The organism is Enterobacter sp. SGAir0187, assembly GCF_002952735.2.
Lineage (GTDB): Bacteria > Pseudomonadota > Gammaproteobacteria > Enterobacterales > Enterobacteriaceae > Enterobacter > Enterobacter quasiroggenkampii.
In genome coordinates this window covers 4,031,935-4,055,630 of sequence record NZ_CP025034.2, presented here as the reverse complement: position 1 = coordinate 4,055,630, position 23,696 = coordinate 4,031,935, and the positions used below count along the sequence as shown (strand labels likewise).

Annotated in this window: 21 protein-coding genes; 9 read left to right on the top strand and 12 right to left on the bottom strand. The window is 59.1% G+C overall.

Annotated features, from left to right (window positions below):
* Positions 1-89 precede the first annotated feature (89 nt).
* The 4 genes from ubiG (at position 90) to yfaE (ending at position 4,936) form a co-directional block, all read left to right on the top strand.
* Positions 90-818 carry a bifunctional 2-polyprenyl-6-hydroxyphenol methylase/3-demethylubiquinol 3-O-methyltransferase UbiG gene (gene ubiG, locus CWR52_RS19540; RefSeq protein WP_045908709.1) on the top strand — a complete coding sequence of 243 codons (729 nt, stop codon included), beginning with the start codon at positions 90-92 and terminating at the stop codon, positions 816-818.
* Between the two features lie 347 nt (positions 819-1,165).
* Positions 1,166-3,451 (top strand): class 1a ribonucleoside-diphosphate reductase subunit alpha, encoded by a 2,286-nt coding sequence (gene nrdA, locus CWR52_RS19535; RefSeq protein WP_045908710.1) that lies wholly within the window; start codon positions 1,166-1,168, stop codon positions 3,449-3,451.
* A 100-nt stretch (positions 3,452-3,551) separates the two neighbouring features.
* Complete coding sequence (gene nrdB / locus CWR52_RS19530; RefSeq protein ID WP_045908711.1) at positions 3,552-4,682, top strand: class Ia ribonucleoside-diphosphate reductase subunit beta; 1,131 nt, start codon at positions 3,552-3,554, stop codon at positions 4,680-4,682.
* Positions 4,682-4,936, top strand: a complete 255-nt coding sequence (gene yfaE, locus CWR52_RS19525; protein ID WP_025757202.1) for a class I ribonucleotide reductase maintenance protein YfaE — start codon at positions 4,682-4,684, stop codon at positions 4,934-4,936. Before nrdB ends, yfaE begins: the two co-directional genes overlap by 1 nt.
* 89 nt (positions 4,937-5,025) lie before the next feature.
* On the opposite strand, the gene glpQ is transcribed toward yfaE, so the two are convergent.
* Complete coding sequence (glpQ, locus tag CWR52_RS19520) at positions 5,026-6,081, bottom strand: glycerophosphodiester phosphodiesterase (RefSeq protein ID WP_104950478.1); 1,056 nt, start codon at positions 6,079-6,081, stop codon at positions 5,026-5,028.
* An 11-nt stretch (positions 6,082-6,092) separates the two neighbouring features.
* Positions 6,093-7,445 carry a glycerol-3-phosphate transporter gene (glpT, locus tag CWR52_RS19515; RefSeq protein ID WP_104950477.1) on the bottom strand — a complete coding sequence of 451 codons (1,353 nt, stop codon included), beginning with the start codon at positions 7,443-7,445 and terminating at the stop codon, positions 6,093-6,095.
* A gap of 251 nt (positions 7,446-7,696) precedes the next feature.
* On the opposite strand from glpT, the gene glpA reads away from it, so the two are divergent.
* The 3 genes from glpA to glpC are packed head-to-tail and all read left to right on the top strand — an operon-like array spanning position 7,697 to position 11,719.
* Entirely contained in the window at positions 7,697-9,325 is a 1,629-nt protein-coding gene (glpA, locus tag CWR52_RS19510) for an anaerobic glycerol-3-phosphate dehydrogenase subunit A (protein ID WP_104950476.1), read from the top strand.
* Entirely contained in the window at positions 9,315-10,532 is a 1,218-nt protein-coding gene (gene glpB / locus CWR52_RS19505; protein ID WP_104950475.1) for a glycerol-3-phosphate dehydrogenase subunit GlpB, read from the top strand. The genes glpA and glpB overlap by 11 nt, the downstream gene beginning before the upstream one ends.
* Positions 10,529-11,719: an anaerobic glycerol-3-phosphate dehydrogenase subunit GlpC gene (glpC, locus tag CWR52_RS19500; protein ID WP_104950474.1), complete on the top strand. Its 1,191-nt coding sequence runs from the start codon at positions 10,529-10,531 to the stop codon at positions 11,717-11,719. The genes glpB and glpC overlap by 4 nt, the downstream gene beginning before the upstream one ends.
* A gap of 33 nt (positions 11,720-11,752) precedes the next feature.
* Here the strand turns inward: glpC and CWR52_RS19495 are convergent, their stop codons facing one another.
* The 10 genes from CWR52_RS19495 to CWR52_RS19450 form a co-directional block, all read right to left on the bottom strand.
* On the bottom strand, positions 11,753-12,952 hold the full coding sequence (locus tag CWR52_RS19495; RefSeq protein WP_104950473.1) for a nicotinamide mononucleotide deamidase-related protein YfaY: 1,200 nt from the start codon (positions 12,950-12,952) through the stop codon (positions 11,753-11,755).
* Between the two features lie 93 nt (positions 12,953-13,045).
* Entirely contained in the window at positions 13,046-13,585 is a 540-nt protein-coding gene (locus CWR52_RS19490; protein WP_023616384.1) for a YfaZ family outer membrane protein, read from the bottom strand.
* Between the two features lie 124 nt (positions 13,586-13,709).
* Positions 13,710-15,071 carry an o-succinylbenzoate--CoA ligase gene (gene menE / locus CWR52_RS19485; RefSeq protein ID WP_104950472.1) on the bottom strand — a complete coding sequence of 454 codons (1,362 nt, stop codon included), beginning with the start codon at positions 15,069-15,071 and terminating at the stop codon, positions 13,710-13,712.
* Positions 15,068-16,033 (bottom strand): o-succinylbenzoate synthase, encoded by a 966-nt coding sequence (gene menC, locus CWR52_RS19480; RefSeq protein WP_104950471.1) that lies wholly within the window; start codon positions 16,031-16,033, stop codon positions 15,068-15,070. The genes menE and menC overlap by 4 nt, the downstream gene beginning before the upstream one ends.
* Positions 16,033-16,890, bottom strand: coding sequence for a 1,4-dihydroxy-2-naphthoyl-CoA synthase (gene menB / locus CWR52_RS19475; protein ID WP_104950470.1), 858 nt, complete (start codon positions 16,888-16,890; stop codon positions 16,033-16,035). Before menB ends, menC begins: the two co-directional genes overlap by 1 nt.
* The gene (gene menH, locus CWR52_RS19470) at positions 16,887-17,663 is read right to left on the bottom strand and encodes a 2-succinyl-6-hydroxy-2,4-cyclohexadiene-1-carboxylate synthase (protein ID WP_104950469.1); all 777 of its coding nucleotides are present in this window, start codon (positions 17,661-17,663) and stop codon (positions 16,887-16,889) included. Before menH ends, menB begins: the two co-directional genes overlap by 4 nt.
* Positions 17,660-19,330: a 2-succinyl-5-enolpyruvyl-6-hydroxy-3-cyclohexene-1-carboxylic-acid synthase gene (gene menD, locus CWR52_RS19465; RefSeq protein ID WP_104950468.1), complete on the bottom strand. Its 1,671-nt coding sequence runs from the start codon at positions 19,328-19,330 to the stop codon at positions 17,660-17,662. The genes menH and menD overlap by 4 nt, the downstream gene beginning before the upstream one ends.
* An 88-nt stretch (positions 19,331-19,418) precedes the next feature.
* Positions 19,419-20,714, bottom strand: a complete 1,296-nt coding sequence (gene menF, locus CWR52_RS19460; protein ID WP_104950467.1) for an isochorismate synthase MenF — start codon at positions 20,712-20,714, stop codon at positions 19,419-19,421.
* 86 nt (positions 20,715-20,800) lie between these two features.
* Positions 20,801-21,106 carry a stress response protein ElaB gene (elaB, locus tag CWR52_RS19455; RefSeq protein WP_008500219.1) on the bottom strand — a complete coding sequence of 102 codons (306 nt, stop codon included), beginning with the start codon at positions 21,104-21,106 and terminating at the stop codon, positions 20,801-20,803.
* Between the two features lie 53 nt (positions 21,107-21,159).
* Positions 21,160-21,621, bottom strand: a complete 462-nt coding sequence (locus CWR52_RS19450) for a GNAT family N-acetyltransferase (RefSeq protein WP_104950466.1) — start codon at positions 21,619-21,621, stop codon at positions 21,160-21,162.
* A gap of 71 nt (positions 21,622-21,692) precedes the next feature.
* Between CWR52_RS19450 and rbn the strand changes: the two genes are divergently transcribed.
* Together rbn and CWR52_RS19440 are read left to right on the top strand one after the other, a co-directional pair.
* Positions 21,693-22,610, top strand: a complete 918-nt coding sequence (gene rbn / locus CWR52_RS19445) for a ribonuclease BN (RefSeq protein WP_104950465.1) — start codon at positions 21,693-21,695, stop codon at positions 22,608-22,610.
* Between the two features lie 64 nt (positions 22,611-22,674).
* A complete protein-coding gene (locus tag CWR52_RS19440) occupies positions 22,675-23,679 on the top strand; it encodes a chemotaxis protein (RefSeq protein WP_032652809.1) in 1,005 nt (334 codons plus the stop codon).
* Positions 23,680-23,696: the final 17 nt, after the last annotated feature.

Sequence of the window (23,696 nt, the reverse complement as noted above, 5' to 3'; positions counted from 1 at the left end):
CGAGGTGATTGAGGTAAACCTATACGCTTTATTCACAGGGATTGCCTGATATACTCATTCGTCTTGCTAAATAAGGAGTAAAAGCGCCCATGAATGCCGAAAAATCCCCGGTGGCTCACAACGTTGACCACGAAGAGATTGCCAAATTTGAAGCGGTGGCGTCCCGCTGGTGGGATCTCGAAGGTGAGTTCAAACCGCTGCACCGTATTAACCCGCTGCGTCTGGGCTATATCGCGGAGCGTTCCGGCGGTCTGTTCGGTAAAAAAGTGCTCGATGTCGGCTGCGGCGGCGGTATCCTGGCGGAAAGCATGGCGCGCGAAGGGGCGAACGTCACGGGCCTGGATATGGGTTTTGAACCGCTGCAGGTTGCCCGTCTTCACGCACTGGAGTCTGGCATACAGGTAGACTACGTGCAGGAAACCGTGGAAGAACACGCGGCAAAACATGCCCATCAGTACGATGTGGTGACCTGCATGGAGATGCTGGAGCACGTTCCCGATCCGCAGTCCGTGGTGCACGCCTGTGCAAAACTGGTGAAACCGGGCGGCCAGGTCTTCTTCTCAACCCTCAACCGCAACGCTAAAGCCTGGCTGATGGCCGTTGTCGGCGCGGAGTATGTGCTGCGCATGGTGCCGAAAGGCACGCACGACGTGAAGAAATTCATCAAGCCGGCGGAGCTGTTAAGCTGGGTTGACCAGACGTGGCTCAAGGAGCAGCACATCACCGGCCTGCACTACAATCCGCTGACCAATAAATTCAAACTCGCACCGGGGGTTGATGTTAACTATATGTTGCACACAACCGCCAAAAACGACTAACGTCATTCGTTATTCTTATAAAGATTGCGCGACATCATGTTGCGCAATTCTGACCTCCCGTTGAAGAAATCAGCACTCGATCAAATTTTGAATTTTTTTTCTTAATTATTGACATGTCTTCCAGGCCTTACGGTACGAGGACTTAGCCTTTTTTACCCTTTCACAACCTCAATTTAACGTCAAAATCAACTCTTGTGCTGAAAAGATTCGATACTAGAATACTCACCATATAGCGTTTTTCTTATCGCAAACCCCCTATATGTAGTATTTATCCACAGAGTTAGTCACAAGACGGTTCTGTGGATAAGCGGGGGATATTTTTTATTTCACGGACAGGTAAACCCCACATGAATCAGAGTCTGCTGGTGACAAAGCGCGACGGTACTACCGAGCGTATCAATCTGGACAAAATCCATCGAGTTCTCGACTGGGCAGCAGAAGGACTGAACAACGTATCTATCTCCCAGGTTGAACTGCGTTCTCATATTCAGTTCTACGACGGCATCAAAACGTCTGATATCCACGAAACCATCATCAAAGCGGCGGCGGACCTGATCTCCCGCGAAGCACCGGATTATCAGTACCTGGCTGCACGTCTGGCGATTTTCCACCTGCGTAAAAAAGCCTACGGCCAGTTTGAGCCGCCGAAGCTTTACGATCACGTGGTAAAAATGGTTGAGCTGGGCAAATACGACACGCATCTGCTGGAAGACTATACGGAAGAAGAGTTCGAGCAGATGAACGGGTTTATCGATCACTGGCGCGACATGAACTTCTCCTACGCGGCGGTGAAGCAGCTCGAAGGCAAATACCTGGTTCAGAACCGTGTAACCGGTGAGATCTACGAAAGCGCCCAGTTCCTTTACATTCTGGTGGCCGCCTGCCTGTTCTCAAACTACCCGCGTGATACCCGTCTGGATTACGTGAAGCGTTTCTACGATGCGGTATCGACGTTCAAGATTTCTCTGCCTACGCCAATCATGTCTGGCGTGCGCACCCCTACCCGTCAGTTCAGCTCCTGCGTGCTGATCGAGTGTGGTGACAGCCTGGATTCCATCAACGCCACCTCCAGCGCCATTGTGAAATACGTTTCCCAGCGCGCCGGTATCGGCATCAACGCCGGCCGCATCCGTGCGCTGGGCAGCCCGATTCGCGGCGGTGAAGCGTTCCACACCGGCTGTATCCCGTTCTATAAGCACTTCCAGACGGCCGTAAAATCCTGCTCTCAGGGCGGCGTACGCGGCGGTGCTGCGACCCTGTTCTACCCAATGTGGCACCTGGAAGTGGAAAGCCTGCTGGTTCTGAAAAACAACCGTGGTGTCGAAGGCAACCGCGTGCGTCACATGGACTACGGCGTGCAGATCAACAAGCTGATGTACACCCGTCTGCTGAAAGGTGAAGACATCACCCTGTTCAGCCCGTCCGACGTTCCAGGCCTGTATGACGCGTTCTTCGCCGATCAGGACGAGTTCGAGCGTCTGTACACCAAATATGAAAAAGACGACAGCATCCGCAAGCAGCGCGTGAAGGCGGTCGATCTGTTCTCCCTGATGATGCAGGAACGTGCCTCTACGGGCCGTATCTACATCCAGAACGTTGACCACTGCAACACCCACAGCCCATTCGATCCGGTCGTTGCGCCAGTGCGCCAGTCTAACCTGTGCCTGGAGATCGCCCTGCCGACCAAACCGCTGGAAGACGTGAACGACGAAAACGGTGAAATCGCGCTGTGTACGCTGTCCGCATTCAACCTGGGCGCGATTAAGAGCCTGGACGAGCTGGAAGAGCTGGCCGTGCTGGCGGTTCGTGCCCTCGACGCCCTGCTGGACTACCAGGATTACCCAATCCCGGCAGCGAAACGCGGTGCGATGGGCCGCCGTACCCTGGGTATCGGCGTGATCAACTTCGCCTACTGGCTGGCGAAAAACGGCAAGCGTTACTCTGACGGCAGCGCGAATAACCTGACGCACCAGACGTTCGAAGCCATTCAGTACTACCTGATGAAAGCGTCCAACGAGCTGGCGAAAGAGCAAGGCGCGTGCCCGTGGTTCAACGAAACCACCTACGCAAAAGGCATTCTGCCGATCGACACCTACAAGAAAGACCTGGATGCGATCGTCAGTGAGCCGCTGCATCTCGACTGGGAAGGCCTGCGCGAGTCCATTAAAACGCACGGCCTGCGTAACTCCACGCTCTCTGCCCTGATGCCGTCTGAGACCTCTTCGCAGATCTCTAACGCCACCAACGGTATTGAGCCACCGCGCGGCCACGTCAGCATCAAAGCGTCGAAAGACGGCGTGCTGCGTCAGGTGGTACCGGATTACGAGACGCTGGGTGACAACTACGAGCTGCTCTGGGAAATGCCAAACAACGACGGCTACCTGCAGCTGGTGGGTATCATGCAGAAGTTTATCGACCAGTCGATCTCTGCCAATACAAACTATGACCCGACGCGCTTCCCGTCAGGCAAGGTCCCGATGCAGCAGCTGCTGAAAGACCTGCTCACCGCCTACAAATTTGGCGTGAAAACGCTGTACTATCACAACACCCGTGATGGTGCGGAAGACGCGCAGGACGACCTGGTTCCGTCAATTCAGGACGATGGCTGCGAAAGCGGCGCATGTAAGATCTAAGCACTTCGCCGGGTGGCGCTACGCTTACCCGGCCTACGGTTTTGTAGGCCCGGCAAACGCAGTGCCGCCGGGCAATAAAATCTCAACAGGACTCACCGCAATGGCATATACCACCTTTTCACAGACGAAAAACGACCAGCTCAAAGAGCCGATGTTCTTCGGCCAGCCGGTCAACGTGGCACGCTACGATCAGCAAAAATATGACATCTTCGAAAAGCTGATTGAAAAGCAACTCTCCTTCTTCTGGCGTCCCGAAGAAGTGGACGTCTCCCGCGACCGTATTGATTACCAGTCGCTGCCGGATCACGAAAAACATATCTTCATCAGCAACCTGAAGTACCAGACGCTGCTGGACTCCATCCAGGGCCGTAGCCCGAACGTGGCGCTGCTGCCGCTGATCTCGATTCCAGAGCTGGAAACCTGGGTGGAAACCTGGGCGTTCTCCGAGACGATCCACTCCCGCTCTTATACCCACATTATCCGCAACATCGTGAACGATCCGGCGGTAGTGTTTGACGATATCGTCACCAACGAGCAGATCCAGAAGCGCGCGGAAGGCATTGCCCATTACTACGACGAGCTGATCGAGATGACCAGCTACTGGCATCTGCTGGGCGAAGGCACCCACCACGTGGATGGCAAAACCATCACCGTGAACCTGCGTGCGCTGAAAAAGCAGCTGTATCTGTGCCTGATGAGCGTTAACGCGCTGGAAGCGATCCGCTTCTATGTGAGCTTCGCCTGCTCCTTCGCCTTTGCCGAGCGTAAGCTGATGGAAGGCAACGCCAAGATCATCCGTCTGATTGCCCGTGATGAAGCCCTGCACCTGACCGGTACCCAGCACATGCTGAACCTGCTGCGCAGCGGTACGGACGATCCTGAGATGGCGGCAATCGCCGAAGAGTGCAAGCAGGAGTGCTACGACCTGTTCGTGCTGGCGGCCCAGCAGGAGAAAGAGTGGGCAGACTACCTGTTCCGCGACGGCTCCATGATTGGCCTGAACAAAGACATCCTGTGCCAGTACGTGGAGTACATCACCAACATCCGCATGCAGGCGGTCGGTCTCGACCTGCCGTTCCAGACGCGCTCTAACCCTATCCCGTGGATCAACACCTGGCTGGTATCCGATAACGTGCAGGTCGCGCCGCAGGAAGTGGAAGTGAGTTCTTATCTGGTCGGTCAGATTGATTCTGAAGTCAACACCGACGACCTGAGCGATTTCCAGCTCTGATGACGCGCGTCACGCTGAGCCTTTCGGGTACAGAAGTGCTGTGCCAGGAAGAGCACCCTTCCCTGCTGGTGGCGCTTGAAGCGCATCAGGTGGAGGTCGAGTACCAGTGTCGTGAAGGCTATTGCGGCTCGTGCCGCTGCCGTCTGGTCGCCGGCCAGGTGGACTGGCTGACCGAACCGCTGGCCTTTATCAACGAAGGGGAAATTTTGCCCTGCTGCTGCCGGGCAAAAGGCGATATCGAGATCGAGATGTGAATGTGTCGGGTGGCGCTTCGCTTACCCGACCTACAAAACCGCAGTTCGTAGGCCGGGTAAGGCGCAGCCGCCACCCGGCAATTTCAGCGTTAATCCTTCAAAAAGCTCACCGCTTTATCCGGGAAATCCGTAAACAGTCCGTCCACGCCCGCCTGGTTATATAACACCTCATAAAGCTGATTCACGTCCGTGGCATACGGCGGCAGCTGGTCAGCACGCACCGTGTACGGGTGCACCTGCATCTTGCTGGCATGCGCCTCTTTCACCATCGCCGTCAGCTTCACGTGACCCGGCGTTGAGCCTTCCGCCACCAGCATATGGTAATCCGGCCCAATGCCGTCGGCATACTGCGCAATCTGCTTCATCGCGCCCGGCTTAAACATCCAGTCGTAGCTGTAGTTCACCCACGTCCCGTCCGGCTGTTTCTCCTGAGTTTCATTCCAGTCAGTGTAGGCAATCAGCTGCACAAGGTTGAGGTTCATGCCCATCTTCGGCTCCAGCTCGGTTTTGATGCGCTTCAGCTCGGCGGCATCAAAACACTGCAGGTAGACCTTGTCCTTCTTGCTGGTGTAGCCGTACTGTTTCAGCACCTCCAGCGTCTTCGCAGCAATGTCCTTCCCTTCCTGATGATGGAACCACGGCGCTTTGATCTCCGGGTAGATACCGATATTTTTACCGGTGGAGTGGTTCAGCCCCTGAACAAACTCAATCTCTTCCTGGAAGGTATGGATCCGGAAGTCAGATTTGCCCATCGGGAAACGTCCCGGATAGACCTGCACCTTCTTGCCGTTTTCAATCTCGAAGCCTTCGGTAAACTTCAGGGAGCGGATCTCCGCCAGCGTGAAGTCGATGGCATAGAAGCGGCCATCTTTACGGGCGCGGTCCGGGAAGCGCTCCGCCACGTCCGTCACGCGGTCAAGATAGTGATCGTGCAGGACGACCAGCTGGTCGTCCTTCGTCATCACCAGATCCTGCTCCAGGTAATCCGCACCCTGCGCATAGGCCATCGCTTTCGCCGGCAGCGTATGCTCCGGCAGATAGCCGCTCGCGCCGCGGTGGGCAATAACGATTTTATCCGCCGCCAGCGCGGACCCGGTCATCAGGCCCGCCAGCAGCAGGCCTGTCGCTAACTGAGTTAATTTCATCGCAAAGCTCCTTATTGACGACGTGCCAGCACTTCAGCGTGGTGACGTTTTTCCCCGATCATCACAACAATCAGCAGCAGTACCGCCAGCACGCTACCGCCGATCATCACCATAAAGCCGCCGTCCCAGCCGAAGAAGTCAACGGTGTAGCCCACAATGGCGCTCGCCGCAACCGAACCGCCAAGGTAGCCGAACAGGCCGGTAAAGCCCGCCGCCGTGCCCGCCGCTTTTTTCGGCGCCAGCTCCAGCGCGTGCAGACCGATCAGCATTACCGGACCATAAATCAGGAAGCCGATGACGATCATGCAGGCCATATCTACTGATGGGTTACCCGGCGGATTGAGCCAGTACACCACGGTCGCAATGGTCACCAGCGTCATAAAGAACACGCCCGTCGCACCGCGGTTACCTTTAAACACTTTGTCCGACATCCAGCCGCAAAGCAGCGTGCCCGGGATCCCGGCGTATTCATACAGGAAGTACGCCCAGGAAGATTTATCCAGCGCGAAGTGCTTCACCTCTTTCAGGTAGGTTGGCGACCAGTCGAGGATGCCGTAGCGCAGCAGGTAAACGAACACGTTCGCGACCGCGATGTACCACAGCAGCTTGTTCGGCAGCACGTACTTCATGAAGATCTGTTTTGCGGTCAGCTCTTCTTCATGCTCCTTGCTGTAATCATCCGGATAGTCGTTTTTGTACTCTTCAATCGGCGGCAGGCCGCAGGACTGCGGCGTATCGCGCATCAGGGCGAAGGCAATAATCGCCACCAGAATGGCGCCAAAGGCAGGCATGTAGAGCGCCGCGTGCCAGTCGTTGAACCAGGCCATCCCCAGCAGGAACAGCAGCGGCGGAATACCGCCGCCCACGTTATGGGCGCAGTTCCACACCGACACGATGCCACCGCGCTCTTTCTGCGACCACCAGTGCACCATGGTACGCCCGCACGGTGGCCACCCCATCCCCTGGAACCAGCCGCAGAGGAACAGCAGCACGAACATGATGGCAATGCTGGAGGTTGCCCACGGCACAAAGCCCATGAACAGCATCACCGCGGCCGCCAGGATCAGACCGGCAGGCAGGAACACGCGCGGATTCGAGCGATCCGACACGGAGCCCATGATGAATTTGGAAAAACCGTAGGCGATAGAGATCCCCGACAGCGCGAACCCCAGATCGCCGCGGGAAAAGCCCTGCTCCACAAGATACGGCATGGCGAGCGCGAAGTTTTTACGTACAAGGTAGTACGCCGCGTACCCGAAGAAGATCCCCAGGAAGATTTGCCAACGCAGACGGCGATAGAGCGGATCTATTTCTGCCTCTGGCAGACGCGTCCGGTGGGGCGCAGGTTTGAAGATACTGAGCATAACAGCCTCCGTGGCCTTGAAATGAATGAGCAGGTGGCTCGCACCTGAATTCCAGAGGCGGGGATGTTAAGAAATCACGGTGATTGTTACTGTGAATCAACGCACAGATTGTTACAGAAATATGACAGAATGCGCAAAAAAGCGCATGGAATCACGTTTCACTTTCGAATTCCGCGCGTTTATGTTCGAAATCAAACAAACCACAAAATTAATATGGCTAAATGATAAAAAACGAACATAGAGGGTAAACAATGACCAGTCACGATCCTCGTTATAGTGATGTGATAATCATTGGTGGTGGCGCAACCGGCGCCGGGATCGCACGCGATTGCGCCCTTCGCGGCTTAAGCGTCACGCTTCTGGAACGCCATGATATCGCCACGGGCGCAACCGGGCGTAACCACGGCCTGCTGCATAGCGGCGCCCGGTATGCGGTCACCGACGCGGAATCCGCACGCGAATGTATTGCTGAAAACCAGATCCTCAAGCGTATCGCCCGACACTGCATTGAGCCGACCGACGGCCTCTTTATTACCCTTCCTGAAGATGAGCTCGCCTTTCAGGACACCTTTATTACCGCCTGCAGCGCCGCGGGCATTCAGGCTGAAGCCATGGATCCGGCGCTGGCGCGGCGGCTGGAACCGTCGGTTAACCCGGCGCTTATCGGCGCGGTGAAAGTCCCTGACGGCACCGTCGATCCGTTCCGCCTGACCGCCGCCAACATGCTGGACGCGCGTGAGCATGGCGCACATATCCTCACCGGGCACGAAGTGACCGGCCTTATCCGCGAAGGCCATCGCATCTGCGGCGTGCGGCTTTTTAATGCGCAATACAATGAACACAGCCAGCTGTATGCCACCGTGGTGGTCAACGCGGCGGGGATCTGGGGGCAGCGGATTGCAGAATACGCTGACCTGTCGGTACGCATGTTCCCGGCGAAAGGCTCGCTGCTGATCCTCGACCACCGCATCAATAACCACGTGATCAACCGCTGCCGCAAACCGTCCGACGCCGATATCCTCGTCCCGGGCGACACCATTTCGTTAATCGGTACCACTTCAACCCACGTCGACTACAGCGAAATTGACTATAACCGCGTTACCGCTGAAGAGGTGGATATCCTGCTGCGCGAAGGGGAAAAACTGGCCCCGGTGATGGCGCAGACGCGCATTCTGCGCGCCTACGCGGGCGTGCGTCCGCTGGTCGCCAGCGACAACGATCCGAGCGGACGTAACGTCAGCCGGGGCATCGTGCTGCTCGATCACGCCGCGCGCGACGGCATGGACGGGTTTATCACCATCACCGGCGGCAAGCTGATGACCTACCGCCTGATGGCCGAGTGGGCGACCGATGCCGTCTGCCGCAAGCTCGGAAATACCGAGCCGTGCGTCACGGCAGAACAGCCGCTGCCGGGATCGCGGCAGTCCACCGAAAAAACGCTGCAGAAAATCATCTCCCTGCCCGCGCCGCTGCGCGGGTCCGCGGTATACCGCCACGGCGACAGAACGCCACCGTGGCTTGGTGAAGGAAGATTGAGCCGCAGCCTGGTGTGCGAGTGCGAAGCCGTGACGGCCGGTGAAGTGCAGTACGCGGTGGAGAACCTGACGGTCACCAGCCTGCTCGATCTTCGCCGCCGCACCCGCGTCGGAATGGGGACCTGCCAGGGCGAATTGTGCGCCTGTCGCGCCGCCGGGCTGTTACAGCGTTTTCACACCACCACCGCTACCCAGTCGCTCGATCAGCTCAGCGCGTTTTTAAACGAGCGCTGGAAAGGTATTCAGCCTGTCGCCTGGGGCGATGCCCTGCGTGAAAGTGAATTTACCCGCTGGGTCTACCAGGGGCTTTGCGGTCTTGAGAAGGAGCAACACGATGAAATTTGATACCGTGATTGTCGGCGGCGGGCTGGCGGGCCTGCTCTGCGGCATTAAGCTCACGAAGCAGGGGCTGCGCTGCGCCATTATCACCCGGGGCCAGAGCGCTCTGCACTTCTCGTCGGGCTCGCTGGATCTGGTGGACGAAGCGTACCGCGATAAGCTGCCGCCGGAGCACCCGTATCACCTGATTGGCGCGCAGCATATTGACCGCTTTGCGCTGGAGACCGAAGCGCTGCTGGCGGACTGCGGAGCACGTCTGCAGGGCAGCGCCCGGCTCAATCATCAGCGCGTCACGCCGCTCGGCACCCTGCGTTCCGCGTGGCTCAGCCCGGAGGAGGTGCCCGTTGCCCCCATTCGCGCGGAACGCGTGCGGGTGGTAGGGATTAGCGGCTTTCTGGATTTCCAGCCCCATCTCGCGGCGGCGTCGCTCTGTCGCCAGGGCGTTAACGCCGAAACGGCAGAGATAGAACTGCCTGAGCTTGATGTCCTGCGCGATAACCCGAGCGAGTTTCGCGCGGTGAATATCGCCCGTTTTCTGGATAACGAAGAGAAATGGCCGCTGCTGTATGACGCCCTCAGGCCGCTTAGCAACAACTGTGACGCCCTGCTGATGCCCGCCTGCTTCGGTTTACGCGACAACCGGCTCTGGCGCTGGCTCTCGGATCGTCTGCCCTGCTCGCTCGGCCTGCTGCCAACGCTGCCCCCTTCTGTACCCGGCATTCGCCTGCATACCCAGCTCCAGCGTCAGTTTGTCGCGCAGGGCGGCGTGTGGATGGCGGGTGATGAGGTGAAAAAAATCACCCTGACCGACAGCGCGGTAAGCGAAATCTGGACGCGAAACCACGAGGATATTCCGCTTCGCGCCCGCTATACGGTGCTGGCAAGCGGCAGTTTCTTCAGCAACGGGCTGCTGAGCAACCGGGAAGGCATTCGGGAAGCCATTATGGGGCTGGATGTTCGCCAGCATGCCTCACGCGCGGACTGGTATCAGAGTGATTTCTTCTCGCCGCAGCCCTGGCAACAGTTCGGCGTGATTGTCGATAACCAGCTGCATCCGCAGCTTTCCGGTAAACCCGTCAGGAATCTCTTTGCCATCGGCTCGCTGCTGGGCGGGTACGATCCTATTGCCCAGGGATGCGGTGGCGGGGTCTGCGCCGTCACGGCGCTGTATGTGGCAGAGCAGATTAGCCAGCGCACGGAGGCTGAACAATGAACGACACCCGTTTTGAAAGCTGCATCAAATGCACGGTGTGTACCACCGTCTGCCCGGTCAGCGGCGTTAACCCACGCTATCCCGGACCAAAGCAGGCCGGGCCGGACGGCGAGCGCCTGCGCCTGAAGGACGGCAAGCTGTACGATGAAGCGCTGAAATACTGCATTAACTGCAAACGCTGCGAAGTCGCCTGCCCGTCGGATGTGAAAATCGGCGATATCATTCAGCGCGCCCGGGCGCGCTACAGCACGCAAAAGCCGACGCTGCGGGACACGATCCTGAGCCACACCGATCTGATGGGCAGCGTCTCGACGCCGTTTGCTCCGCTGGTGAATGCCGCGACCTCGCTCAAACCAGTGCGTCAGTTGCTGGATGCCACGCTGAAGATAGACCATCACCGCAGCCTGCCGAAATATTCTCACGGCACCTTCCGCCGCTGGTACAAATCCGTCGCGGCGCAACAGGCGAAGTACGCCGACCAGGTGGCCTTTTTCCACGGCTGCTATGTGAACTACAACCACCCACAGCTGGGTAAAGATCTGCTGAAGGTGCTGAACGCCATGGGCACGGGCGTTCAGTTACTGAACAAAGAGAAGTGCTGCGGCGTACCGCTGATTGCCAACGGATTTACCGATAAAGCGCGCAGGCAGGCTCAAAGCAATGTCACCTCCCTGCGCGAAGCCATCGTCGACAAGGGCATAGCGGTGCTGGCGACCTCGTCCACCTGTACCTTCACCCTGCGCGATGAGTATCCGCATCTGCTGGACGTGGACAACACCGGCCTGAGAGAGCATATCGAGCTGGCAACACGCTTCCTGTGGCGCAAGCTGGACAGCGGGCAGACGTTGCCGCTGGGGAAATTGCCGCTGAAAGTGGTGTATCACACGCCGTGTCATATGGAGAAGATGGGCTGGTCGCTCTATACGCTGGAGCTGCTGCGGTTAATCCCGGGGCTGGAGCTGACGGTGCTGGACTCGCGCTGCTGCGGGATTGCGGGAACCTACGGCTTTAAGCGAGAAAACTACGAAACGTCGCAGGCGATCGGCGCCCCGCTGTTCCGTCAGATTGAGGAGAGCGGCGCGGATATCGTGGTGACGGACTGCGAAACCTGCAAGTGGCAGATTGAGATGTCCACCAGCAAGCGCTGCGAGCATCCGATTACGCTGCTGGCAAAGGCGCTCGGGTGAACATGGCCGGGGCGAAAGGCCCCGGCACAGGCGTTACTCCACGAACAGCGACTCAACCACGTTAATCCAGCCGTGCTCGCTGGCCACCTCTTTGCCATTCAGCCAGCGGCGCAACATGTTCAGCGCCATCATAGCGCACACCTCCTGACGCACCGCCAGACTGTGGCGGGTAATGCTCATTTTTACCCGCAGGGCGTGGGTGCCCTCGGGCGTCGCCAGCGCGAAGTTGAGGTGTTCTTCATCCAGCCCGCCGACAAACAGCGCCAGACCGGCAAAATGCTTCACCCTTCTCTCGGACGCCCAGCGGGCGGTCTGCGCCAGGGTCTCCTGCTGGAACGGCACCACTTCGCTCGCCAGCAGCGGCGCGTTGACGCGCGACAGCTGAAGTGCCAGCAGGCCACCGGTGAACTGCTCGCTTAAGGTCACGCTCAGTTGACGCGCCTGCAGCTGCTTCGCAATCTGCGCGGGCAACCCTTCCGTACCTTCAAAGATCAGGCTTTCGCCCGCCACGCGCTGCACCTCGGGCCACAACGCCAGCATCGCCTCTTTCTGTGCGGCCGGGCCTGTCAGCTTAAGTTCAATGATCGGCATGGAGGAGCGATAGCCCATGGACACGCCCGGCGGCAGCTGAAGGTGATCGAGGCTCTGGGCCAGATCGCTTTCCGAGCGGCCAAAGGTGGTCAGACGCAGGCACAGCGGCGGTTCCGGCAGGGTAAAACGATCGCGAAGGCGCGGCAGGATCTGCTGCTCGACCATCACTTTAAATTCTGAGGGCACGCCCGGCGTGAAGAACATCAGACAGCGGTTCAGCTGCATGGCAAACCCACACGCGGTACCAACCGGGTTATCGACCAGTTCAGCACTGGCGGGAATTTCAGCCTGTTTGCGGTTGCTGGGGGCCATGACGCGGCCACGTTCGGAGAAAAAACGCGCCATCTGCGAGAGCCACGCCTCATGCAGCACCAGCCCTTCGCCTTTTGCGGTCGCGGCGGCCAGGGCACTGAGATCGTCACTGGTGGGGCCGAGCCCGCCGTTCACAATCAGCACGTCGCACTGTTCACTGCGCTCGCGCAGAACAGCGACCAGTGACTCAAGATTGTCGCCCACCGTATTGCGGCGCGTTAACGGTAATCCTTGCTCAAAGAAAAGATCGGCCAGCCAGGCAGCATTGGTATCAATAATTTGTCCATGCAGCACTTCGTCGCCGGTGGATAACATCTCCACATTAATCATTGTGTTCTCCCGCTTATTTGGTCAAAACACTATAGCGCAAACGCGGGGTGGAGCAGAGAGAAACTGGCGCGACAGCATGCCGCGCCGGAGAGATTAGAAGCCTGCGCTGACGCCCACGTACGGGCCGTCGGCCAGCGCGTTATCGCGGTTACCGTCTTTGCCGGCCAGGTTCAGGTAGCGATAGCCTGCTTCGATGGTGATTGGACGCATGATGGTCCAGCGTGCGCCAGCGTTGGCCTCTTCATAGCTGTCGATACCGCTTGAGAGGGAGTCTGGAGAGTAGTAGTACTCACCAAACAGGCCAAAGCTGTCGCCAATTTTCCACTGCAGACCGCCGCCCACTGCCGCCGCGTACCCTTCATCACCGTCATTTGGGTTGGTATAGATACCTTTACCACCGACGGTCGCCAGGAACGGGCCAAGAGGAACGTTGAGACCCAGGCCGAGGCTGGCCGCGTCGCCGTCGTCATCGTTATGCGTCCAGCCGCCGGTCATCGCCAGACCGGATGTCTCGGTACCCATGCCAAAGCCCAAGTGGGTATAATCCTGACCCGCCGAGCCGTTAATGCTAATGGCGTTCGCCGCCGCAGATACAACCATCAGGCCGAAGCCCAGTAATGCCACTTTTTTCATTGTCGTGATCCCGCACAATTTTTATAGAGAAGTCCCAAAACCGCGAGATTTTAACCTGGGTCTTCCGGGGATCAAGCACTCTGCGTGCGGCCGGTCAGTAGATTGTAACTATTTGAAACGGCTATTATCCCTTCAGCGTTGCGTTAACCCACTCCTGCAGCGCGCGGCGCGAAACTTTAATGCCGCCATTTTTGAGTTCGGTCGGCAGCAGCAGCCAGCGGACGGGTTGCTCAAAACGCGCCACCTTGTCCCTGACCCAGTCGGGTAAGCAGGTGATATCCGTTCCCGGCTCGCACTCCACTACCGCCACCGGACGTTGCCCGAATTCAGCGTCGTCCAGCGGAACGATAAACACCTGGTTAACCTGCGGGTGCGTGGCGATAACGCGCTCCAGCGATTCCGGCTGGATCCCTTCTCCGCCGCTAAAAAAGAGGTTGTCCATGCGGCCAAGGATCGTCAGACGGCCGTCATGCCATTCGCCGCGATCGCGTGTGGCGAACCATCCCTGCGCGTTGGTCAGCGGAATCAGTTCGCCATCCCGCCAGTAGCCTGAGGCCATGCTTTGCGCCCGGATCCAGACTTCACCGTTAACGACCTGCACCTCTCTGCCCGGCAGCGCACAGCCCACGTCCGGTTCGCCGTCCGCCTCTTTCGCACAGACGGTAGAGGCAAACTCGGTCAGACCATAGCCGCAGAAGGTGCGTATATCCTGCTCTCGCGCCTGTTCGGTCAATTCAACAGGGATGGCCGCCCCACCCAGCAGCACCGCTTTCAGTGCGACAGGCTGGTGCGCATTCAGCAGACGCCAGAGCTGGGTTGGCACCAGCGAGGCGTGGGTGCAGCCGCGCAACGCCTGCTCAAGAGGCTGTTTCTCGCGTACGGTTAACCGCGCGCCGGCCTGCAGCCAGCGCCATAAAATCCCCTGGCCGGAAACGTGAAACAGCGGCAGCGAAAGCAGCCAGTCGTCGTCTTCACCGTAGGGCATCAGCGACAAAACGCCGCGCGCGCTGGCGAGATGCGCCTCGCACGTATGCACCGCTGCCTTAGGCAGCCCGGTGGAGCCGGAGGTCAGCGTCATGGAGGCCAGCCGTGCCGGTTGCCACGCAGCGCAATACGCATCGGCTGTCTTGTGTATGCGCAGGGCAGGAAGAGCGTCGTAGCTGCCGTCCAGCACCAGCGCAAAGCGCAGCGTCATCTGCGGGAGCAGCACGTCCAGCAGCGGGCGCGGCAGCTGCGGATTAACGGGAAGAATACGCGCCCCGCACTGGAGCAGCGCCAGCCACGCCAGCAGGGTGTGCGGATGATTATGGGCCTGCAGCAGCACGCCGCAGCCCTCCTCCACGCCCTGCCGGTGAAAGCCTGCCGCAAGGCTGTCGATGCGCGCGCACAGCTGTTGCCAGCTGAGCACCTCGTCGTTCAGCCTCAGGGCCGGTTTATCGGCAAACAGCGCGCTCCAGTGTCGCCACGGCCAGTCGGTAAAACTCATCGCAACGGCTCCAGCGCCTCGGAGCCCAGGCACGGCAGCGCGCTGTCCGGCCACGGGCGGAGAAGCTGAGCCTGCATCAGGTTCAGCGTGTCGAGGCCAGGAACCGTATCCGGCGTTAGCCAGGCGGCAATACGCGCCAGCTGGGTTAGCCCAAGGCTGGACTCAATCGACGAACTGATGACCGCCGTCAGCCCCAGGGCATGCGCTGCTGCGACCTGCTCGCGCACCTTCGCCAGACTGCCGGTCAGCGTCGGTTTAATCACCACCGCGCTGACGCCGGGCTCGGCGAAAAATTCAAAATCGGCCTCGCGCAGGCTTTCATCCCAGGCGATGGCAATCCCGGTTTCGCGGGCAAACGCGCGGGAATCGTCACGGGTTTTGCACGGCTCTTCCAGGAAGGCAATGCGGCTGCGGTAGGCCGGGTTGACGTACTTCGCAAACTGCTGCGCCTTGAGCGGCGTCCAGGCGCGGTTGGCGTCCAGACGCAGATGCAGATCGGGGATCGCCTCCAGCAGCAGGTTGGCGACCATGCCGTCACGCACCGCTTCATAGAGCCCAACTTTGATTTTCGCGACTTTCTCGCCCGGCATGGCGGAGAGCAGTGCGAACAGCTCGTCCGGATCGCCCGTGCAGAGCGGCGCTGCGCGGTAATTCCCCGCTTCCGGCAGACTGCCATCCAGCTCGGCCAGTGCGCAGCTGATACCAAAGGCCGCGGAAGGCACCTCCGGCAGCACCGGATCCGCCCCCCCGCGCCACGCGTCCGCCCACGCCAGCAAGGCCGTCTGCGCGTCATCCAGCGACTCCAGGCTAAAGCCCGGCAGAGGCGCAATCTCGCCCCAGCCTTCCCGCTCGCCCTGCTGCAGATGCACGAAGAAGCCGTCACGGGTTTTTAACCGCCGTTCACGCAGCACCACGCCCGCGTCCATCGGTATCTGCCAGCGGTAAACCTGCGCGCGACGCATTACGGATTCCGTTTGTATTTGCTGAAGTCTGGCTGGCGTTTTTCGTTAAACGCGTTGCGCCCTTCCTGACCCTCTTCGGTCATGTAGAACAGCATGGTGGCATTGCCCGCCAGCTCCTGCAGACCCGCCTGGCCGTCGCAGTCGGCATTGAGCGCGGCCTTCAGACAGCGCAGCGCCATCGGGCTGTTTTGCAGCATTTCACGGCACCAGCGTACGGTCTCTTTTTCGAGCTCGGCAAGCGGCACCACCGTGTTCACCAGGCCCATATCCAGCGCTTCCTGCGCGTTGTACTGACGGCACAGGAACCAGATTTCGCGGGCTTTTTTCTGCCCGACGATGCGCGCCATGTAAGAGGCACCCCAGCCGCCGTCGAAGGAGCCCACTTTCGGGCCGGTCTGGCCGAAGATGGCGTTTTCAGCAGCGATGGTCAGGTCGCACATCATGTGCAGCACGTGGCCGCCGCCGATGGAGTAGCCCGCCACCATCGCCACCACCGGTTTCGGGCAGGTGCGGATCTGACGCTGGAAATCGAGGACGTTCAGGTGATGCGTGCCCGCGTCATCCTGGTATCCGCCGTAGTCACCGCGCACTTTCTGATCGCCACCGGAGCAGAACGCTTTCTCGCCTTCGCCGGTCAGGACAATCACACCAATGTTGTCGTCATAGCGCGCATCCGCCAGGGCCTGAATCATCTCTTTCACGGTCAGCGGACGGAAAGCGTTACGCACCTGCGGGCGGTTGATGGTGATTTTGGCAATGCCGTCGGTGGATTTGTGGTAACGAATGTCGGTGTAGCCTTCGGAGCAGTCCTGCCATTCAACCGGGGCGTAAAGCATGTTTTCATCAGGGTAGATCATAGAGTGTCCTTTATTCGAAGACGCAGTATCTGAGCCAGACTTGCCGCAACCGCATCGGGATTTTCCCGGTGGGCGTTGTGTCCGGCGTTGGGAATTGCATGGCGAACGGCGTTCACTTCCGCGGCAAGGGCCGCGAACTTCTCGTCACGTTCGCCATAGAGATAATCAAAAGAGAAATCGCGCGCGCTCAGGGCAGCACGCAGGTCGGGCTGCACGGCCAGCGACGTTGCCTCGAGCATCATCGCCAGCGCCGCGCCGCTGTTCTGGCTGCGCAGGGTAATCAGCGCCTCGCGCTGGGCGTCCATGAGGGAGGAAAACACGGGCTGTTGATACCAGTCAGCGAACACCTTCTCCAGCGGTTCGCTGCGAAAACGCGTTGCCCAACGACGGTCGGATGCCAGCCGCGCCTGTCGCGCATCGGCATCCTGCAGGCCCGGATGTCCTCCCTCCACTATCACGCCCTGCAGCCCCTTTACCTGCTGGCAGGCATGGAACATCGCAATGCGGCCGCCGAGGGAGTACCCGATGAGCCAGAAATTCAGTATGTTGTAACTAATAAGAGTTTGGGTGAGTAGCCTGCTCATCTCGTCAAAGCCCGCGACGCCCAGATTCCGGGATCCACCGTGCCCCGGCAGATCCAGATACAGCCGGGGGTAGTCACGGAGTCGCTCACCAACAACCTGCCACTCGCGGCAATCTCCGGAAAAACCGTGCAAAAAGACCAGCCAGGGATAGCCTGGTTTTCCGACCTGCTGCACGCCCGAGAGGATCACAGCTGGCTCACCTGCGCCAGCAGGCTTTGCAGGGTCTGCGCACCGTCAGCATCGTTTACCACCAGCTCAATCAGTGTCGCACCCGGCTGCTTCCAGGCGCTGCTTAACGCCGCGTCCAGCTGTTCCCAGCTTTCCGGGCGATGATATTTCAGGCTGAACATAGCCGCGGCGTGTTCGAACTGCACGTTCTGCGGCATCAGATAGAAGCGCTCGCGCTCGCTCTGCGGCGTAGGCAGCAGGGAGAAAATCTGCCCGCCGTTGTTGTTGACCACAATCAGCACAAACGGGGCTGACGCCTGACGCAGCAGCGCCAGCGCGTTGAGATCGTAGAGCGCGGAGAGATCGCCCACTATCGCCAGCGTTGATTTCGCGCTGGCGCGCTGCACGCCCGCCGCCGTGGAGATCAGCCCGTCGATACCGCTGGCGCCACGGTTGCTGTACACCGGGTAGCCCGCGGGCAGCTTCGAAAAAGCGTCAATCAGCCGCACGACCAGGCTGTTGCCGACAAACAATTGCCCCTGTTCAGGCAGGCACTGGCGAATACGGTGCGCCAGCCCGGCCTCGCTAAACGCCTCACAGTGCGCTTTGGTCAGTTCCCACGCCTGGCGCGAAAGGTCCGGGATGGCCACCGCCCAGGGCTTGCGTTTTTCAGCCGGATGGAGCGCCAGCCAGGCGTCGATACGGCTGACCAGACGACGACCGCGATGGTGCGCAGGGTCAAGACGCCCCTCCAGCGCGTCCACCAGCCAGTATTCGTCCGGTGTGCAGGTGGCCTGCCACTGCAGTAACCGTTTGCCGGTTAAACTCGATCCAAGCTGGACCACAATCTGCGCCTGCGACAGCTCGGTGACCGCTTTGGCATTACCCAGCCAAAGGTCGGCGCACGGCAGCGGCTGACCGGTCTGGGAAAGCACGTCGCCTATCAGCGGCCAGCCCAGGGTTTGCGCCCATTCGGCAACCAGCTTGCCTTCGGCGGCGCTCATGCGCCCGGCAATCACCACGCCGCGCTTCTGCCGCCAGAAGAACCAGTCGCGCTGTTTCGCGCTCTCAAGGTGCGTCTGCTCGCGCAGCCACGGTTTCTCACTCTGCCACCAGTCGCCGAGGGTCTGCTGCCAGTCAAGACCCGTATCGTCCAGCTCGCCGTACAGCGGCTCGGCAAACGGGCAGTTAATATGCAGCGCCCCGCTGCGCAGCGTCTCCATGGCATGATCGACGGTGGAGACCAGCCAGCTTGCCGGAATATCCTGGGTGGGACGGGGCAGCGAAATCGTCTGCGAAGGGTGCGAAGAAAAGAGTCCCGGCTGACGGATGGCCTGATTGGCGCCGCAGTCGATAAGCTCAGGGGGACGATCGGCCGTCAGCAGAATCAGCTTTTCACCGGTTAACCCGGCTTCAATCAGAGCCGGATAGAGGTTCGCCACGGCAGTACCGGAAGTGACAATCACCGCCACGGGTTCTTTGCTGACCTTCGCCAGACCCAGCGCGAGATGCCCGAGGCCACGCTCATCAAAGTGGGTGTGATGAATCAACGCCCGGTTTTCGGCGGCCGCCAGCGTCAGCGGCGTTGAGCGAGAACCCGGTGCAATACACACGTGCCTGACGCCGTGGCGCGTCAGGGCTTCAAGGATCACCGCCGCCCAGCGTCGGTTAAAAGAACTTACTGACATGAGATTGTCCGGTATCAAGAATGCGACACAGTATAAATAATAGAAAAAATTGGAATTTTGATATGAATCGGGATTGCGCGAATCAGTATTAATCCCTAAGGAGCAGAGAGCGCAACCCGGCCGCTTTGTTTTCGATCTCCTGCCACTCCTGTTCCGGGTCAGACCCGCTGACAATGCCGGCCCCGGCGTAGAGCCGCAGGGAGTCATCCTGGACGCGGGCGGAGCGCAACGCCACGCAAAATTCACTCTGGTCAGGCGATAAATACCCGGCAGAACCGGCGTACCACTCGCGGTTAAAGGGCTCAACCTTCTGAATAAATTCGCGCGCAGGCTGTCGCGGCAAACCGGCAACGGCCGCCGTCGGCTGTAGCATATGCAGGCACTGCTCGTCGTCGGCCTGTTTGAGTTCGGTCCAGATACAGCGGCGCAAATGCTGCACTTTACGCAGGCGCACCACCTGGGGGGGCAGTACCTCAAGCGTCTGCGTGTAGTGCTGAAGACGCTGGCAAATATCTTCCACGACCAGCATATTTTCACGCTGGTTTTTATCGTCGTTCAGCAGCCACTCGCCGAGACGCTGCGCCTCGCCATCATCGGCATGGCTGGCGACGGTGCCCGCCAGCGCTTCGGTGCGCAGCAGCGTGCCGCGCCGCCGCCAGAGACGCTCGGGCGTCGAGCCGAGAAACGCATTGCTGGCGTCGAAAATCATGCAGAAATGGTAGCAATGTAAATTCAGGGCGCGGCTGGCCGCCATCAGCGCGACAGGGTTAACGCGCTGTGTAAACCGGATATCGGTTGCCCGGGCGAGAACCACCTTTTCGAAATCACCGCGCGCGATGGTCTCTGTCGCTCTGCGGATAAGCGTCAGCCATTCGGCCTGCTGCGGCTGATGGGTTTCATGCTCAACCTGAACGGACAGCGGACGGATAGATCTCGCAGGACGGAGTTGCTGTAAAAAATCCCGCGCGGCGAGGGCATCTTCCTGAAGTGAATAATCACTCCACAGCTGCAGACGCAGCGTCGCGGTGCCGGCGGTACGTCGCCAGAGCAGCCGCGGTAAAAAGAGGCTGCCCTGCTCCGGAGTAAAAGCGTTCAGGCCACAGATACGGGTATCACCTGCCGCGTTTTGCTCGCGCAAAAACTGCGTGGCTAACGCCAGAGAGGAAAAGGGGATCACCGCCCCCAGCGCAGCCAGCTCTTCATCGCCGTTACGCTGCTGCCAGTAAAACTGAGGATAGCACTGCTGCGCCCCAAGCCAGGCGAGAGGGTCGAAGGCGTCGTTTAACGGGAAAGAGACGTCGAAATGACGTATGCCGGGTGTTGCGGGTAACGCTTGCGAAAGCTGGGTACGCAATTGCTCCAGCGCGAGGAAAATCGAATTCACGCGAACCTCTCCCTGTTAAAACCTCGTATTATACGGGGTACTGGCAATAAATAGCAGTACCCACGTATAGGGAGTGGTTAAGCGGCTTAACGACGGGCCAACAGCAGCCCCAGTACCAGCCCGACGGCAGCACCGACTCCAATACCCTGCCACGGTTTTTCATGCACGTAATCATCGGCACGGTACACCGCTTTTTTGGCGCGGTAGTAGTAGGTATCAGACGCATGGCTGACGCGATTTTTCACTTCATGCAGCGCCTGCTCGGCGCGGGCTTTTAGCTCAATATATTTCTGATCGGCAGGGTCGCCCGAGGAACGTAACACCTCTTCCAGCGTTTCGCTCAGTAAGGCCAGGTCGTCGTCGATACGGGTATCCCAGGATTGAAATGACATATTTTTCTCCATGTTAGTACACCAGTCCGCTAACTATAGCCAACGACTCGTCATTACGCCTGCTTCGCTTCCCGCGCCATGCCGATGTGGGGAATGCCGTCTTCATCGTACACCTCGGTGACCGGCGCGAAACCAAAGTGGCCGTAGAAGGACTGCAGGTGCGCCTGCGCGCCCAGGTATAACGCCTTGTTCGGCCACTGTTTCTGGCATGCCTCCAGCGTTTTCTCCATCAGCTGATAGCCCAGTTTTTCACCGCGCACTTTGCCGCTGATGATGACGCGGCCAATGACGACAGGCTCAAAATCGTCTTCGCTTTTCAGAATCCTCGCATACGCCACCAGCTCGTTATCCCGCCAGCCGAGGATATGGCGGTTCTCGCCGACGAGATCGTCGCCGTCGATGTCCTGATACGGGCAGGTCTGTTCAACCACAAACACTTCACAGCGCAGCTTCAGCAGGGCGTAAAGTGAACGAACGGTGAGGTCACTATGGTGTAAATCTTGCCACTGGATCATGTCAGTCTCCTTCCTGGGGTTCATCACGTTATACTAAACCCCTCCCCGTTCGGCAAAGGGCTGATTGCGTTATGGAACTGATTTTTCTGGGTACGTCCGCTGGCGTGCCAACCCGCTCACGAAATGTGACGGCGATTCTGCTGGATCTTAAACACCCCACCCGCGGCGGGCTGTGGCTGTTCGACTGTGGTGAAGGGACGCAGCATCAGCTGTTACACACCGCTTATCACCCCGGCAAGCTGGATAAAATTTTTATCACCCATCTGCATGGCGACCATCTGTTTGGCCTTCCCGGCCTGCTGTGCAGCCGCTCGATGGCCGGTAACGCCAACCCGCTGACGATTTACGGGCCTGCGGGTATTCGTGAATTTGTTGAAACTACGCTGCGCCTGAGCGGGTCGTGGACGGATTATCCGCTGGAGGTCGTTGAGATTAGCGAAGGCCTGGTTTTCGATGACGGCGATTATAAGGTGAGCGCTCAGCCGCTCAATCACCCTGTCGAGTGCTATGGCTATCGCATTGACGCGCATGACAAACCCGGCGCGCTGGACGCCGCCGCGCTAATGGCCGCTGGCGTAAAACCCGGACCGCTGTTCCAGCGCCTGAAGCACGGTGAGACCGTCACGCTGGAGGACGGGCGCGTCATCAACGGCCAGGATTATCTCGCCGCACCGCAGCCCGGCAAGAAGCTGGCGATTTTTGGCGACACGGCCCCGTGCCGGGCGGCGCTCACGCTGGCCCAGGGCGTGGACGTGATGGTACATGAAGCGACCCTCGAAACAGCGATGGAAGAGAAAGCCAACAGCCGGGGCCACAGCTCCACGCGACAGGCGGCGCAGCTTGCCCGTGATGCGGGCGTCGGGAGGCTCATCGTCACCCACGTCAGCTCGCGCTACGACGCGCGGGGCTGTGAAAAGCTGCTGGCAGAGTGTCGCGCGCTGTTCCCGGAATGTGAGCTGGCCGAAGATTTCGCTAAGGTCAGCGTTTAGCCCTTCATTTTTCTCTCAGAATGCCGATAACGATTAAAAGGTCAGCATTTCTCTCGAGGGTAAAATGGATAATTTCCAGAAAGATATTGATGACAGGGCGAATCTGACCCTGTCGAACCGTTTTGAACTGTTGCTGTTCCGTCTTGGCACCTCTCTTAACGAAAATAAATCCGAGCTGTTTGGCATTAACGTCTTTAAGCTGCGTGAAATTGTGCCGATGCCGGAGTTCACGAAACCCGCCGGGATGAAATCACCGCTGATGGGAATGGTGAATATTCGCGATCAGGTGATCCCGGTGATCGACCTGGCCGCCGTGGCGGGCTGTAAGCCCACCACCGGGCTGAATATCCTGCTGATCACCGAATACGCGCGCAGCGTGCAGGCGTTTGCCGTGGAGTCGGTTGAGAACATCATGCGTCTGGACTGGAAGCAGGTGCACGCGGCGGAAACCGCCGTCAGCGGTCGCTACATCACCAGCATTGCGTGTCTTGACGAGAAGAGCGATACCAACGATCTGGCGATGGTGCTGGACGTTGAGCAGATCCTGTATGACATCACCCCGGCCAATCACGATCTGCACGCCACCAATCTGAAAACCACCAAATTCCATATCAAGCCGGGCGCGGTCGCCATCGTCGCGGAAGACTCCAAAGTGGCGCGCTCGATGCTGGAGAAAGGCCTGCAGGCAATGGAGATCCCGGCCCAGCTGCATATCACCGGCAAAGAGGCGTGGGAGAAAATTGGCGTGCTGGCGGCACAGGCCCAGGCTGAAGGGGTTCCCATCACCGATAAGATCGCGCTGGTGCTGACCGACCTCGAAATGCCAGAAATGGACGGCTTTACGCTGACGCGCAAAATCAAAACCGACCCGGTATTGAAAGATATTCCGGTGGTGATCCACTCTTCCCTTTCCGGCAACGCCAACGAAGACCATATTCGTAAGGTGAAAGCGGATGGCTACGTCGCGAAGTTTGAGCTGAACGAGCTGTCGTCAGTGATTGAGGAAGTGCTGGACCGCTCTATGAAGAAGATTGACGGGCCGTTGATTAGCCGGAAGCAGCTGGCTTAAGCCCTGTGCGGGCTGGT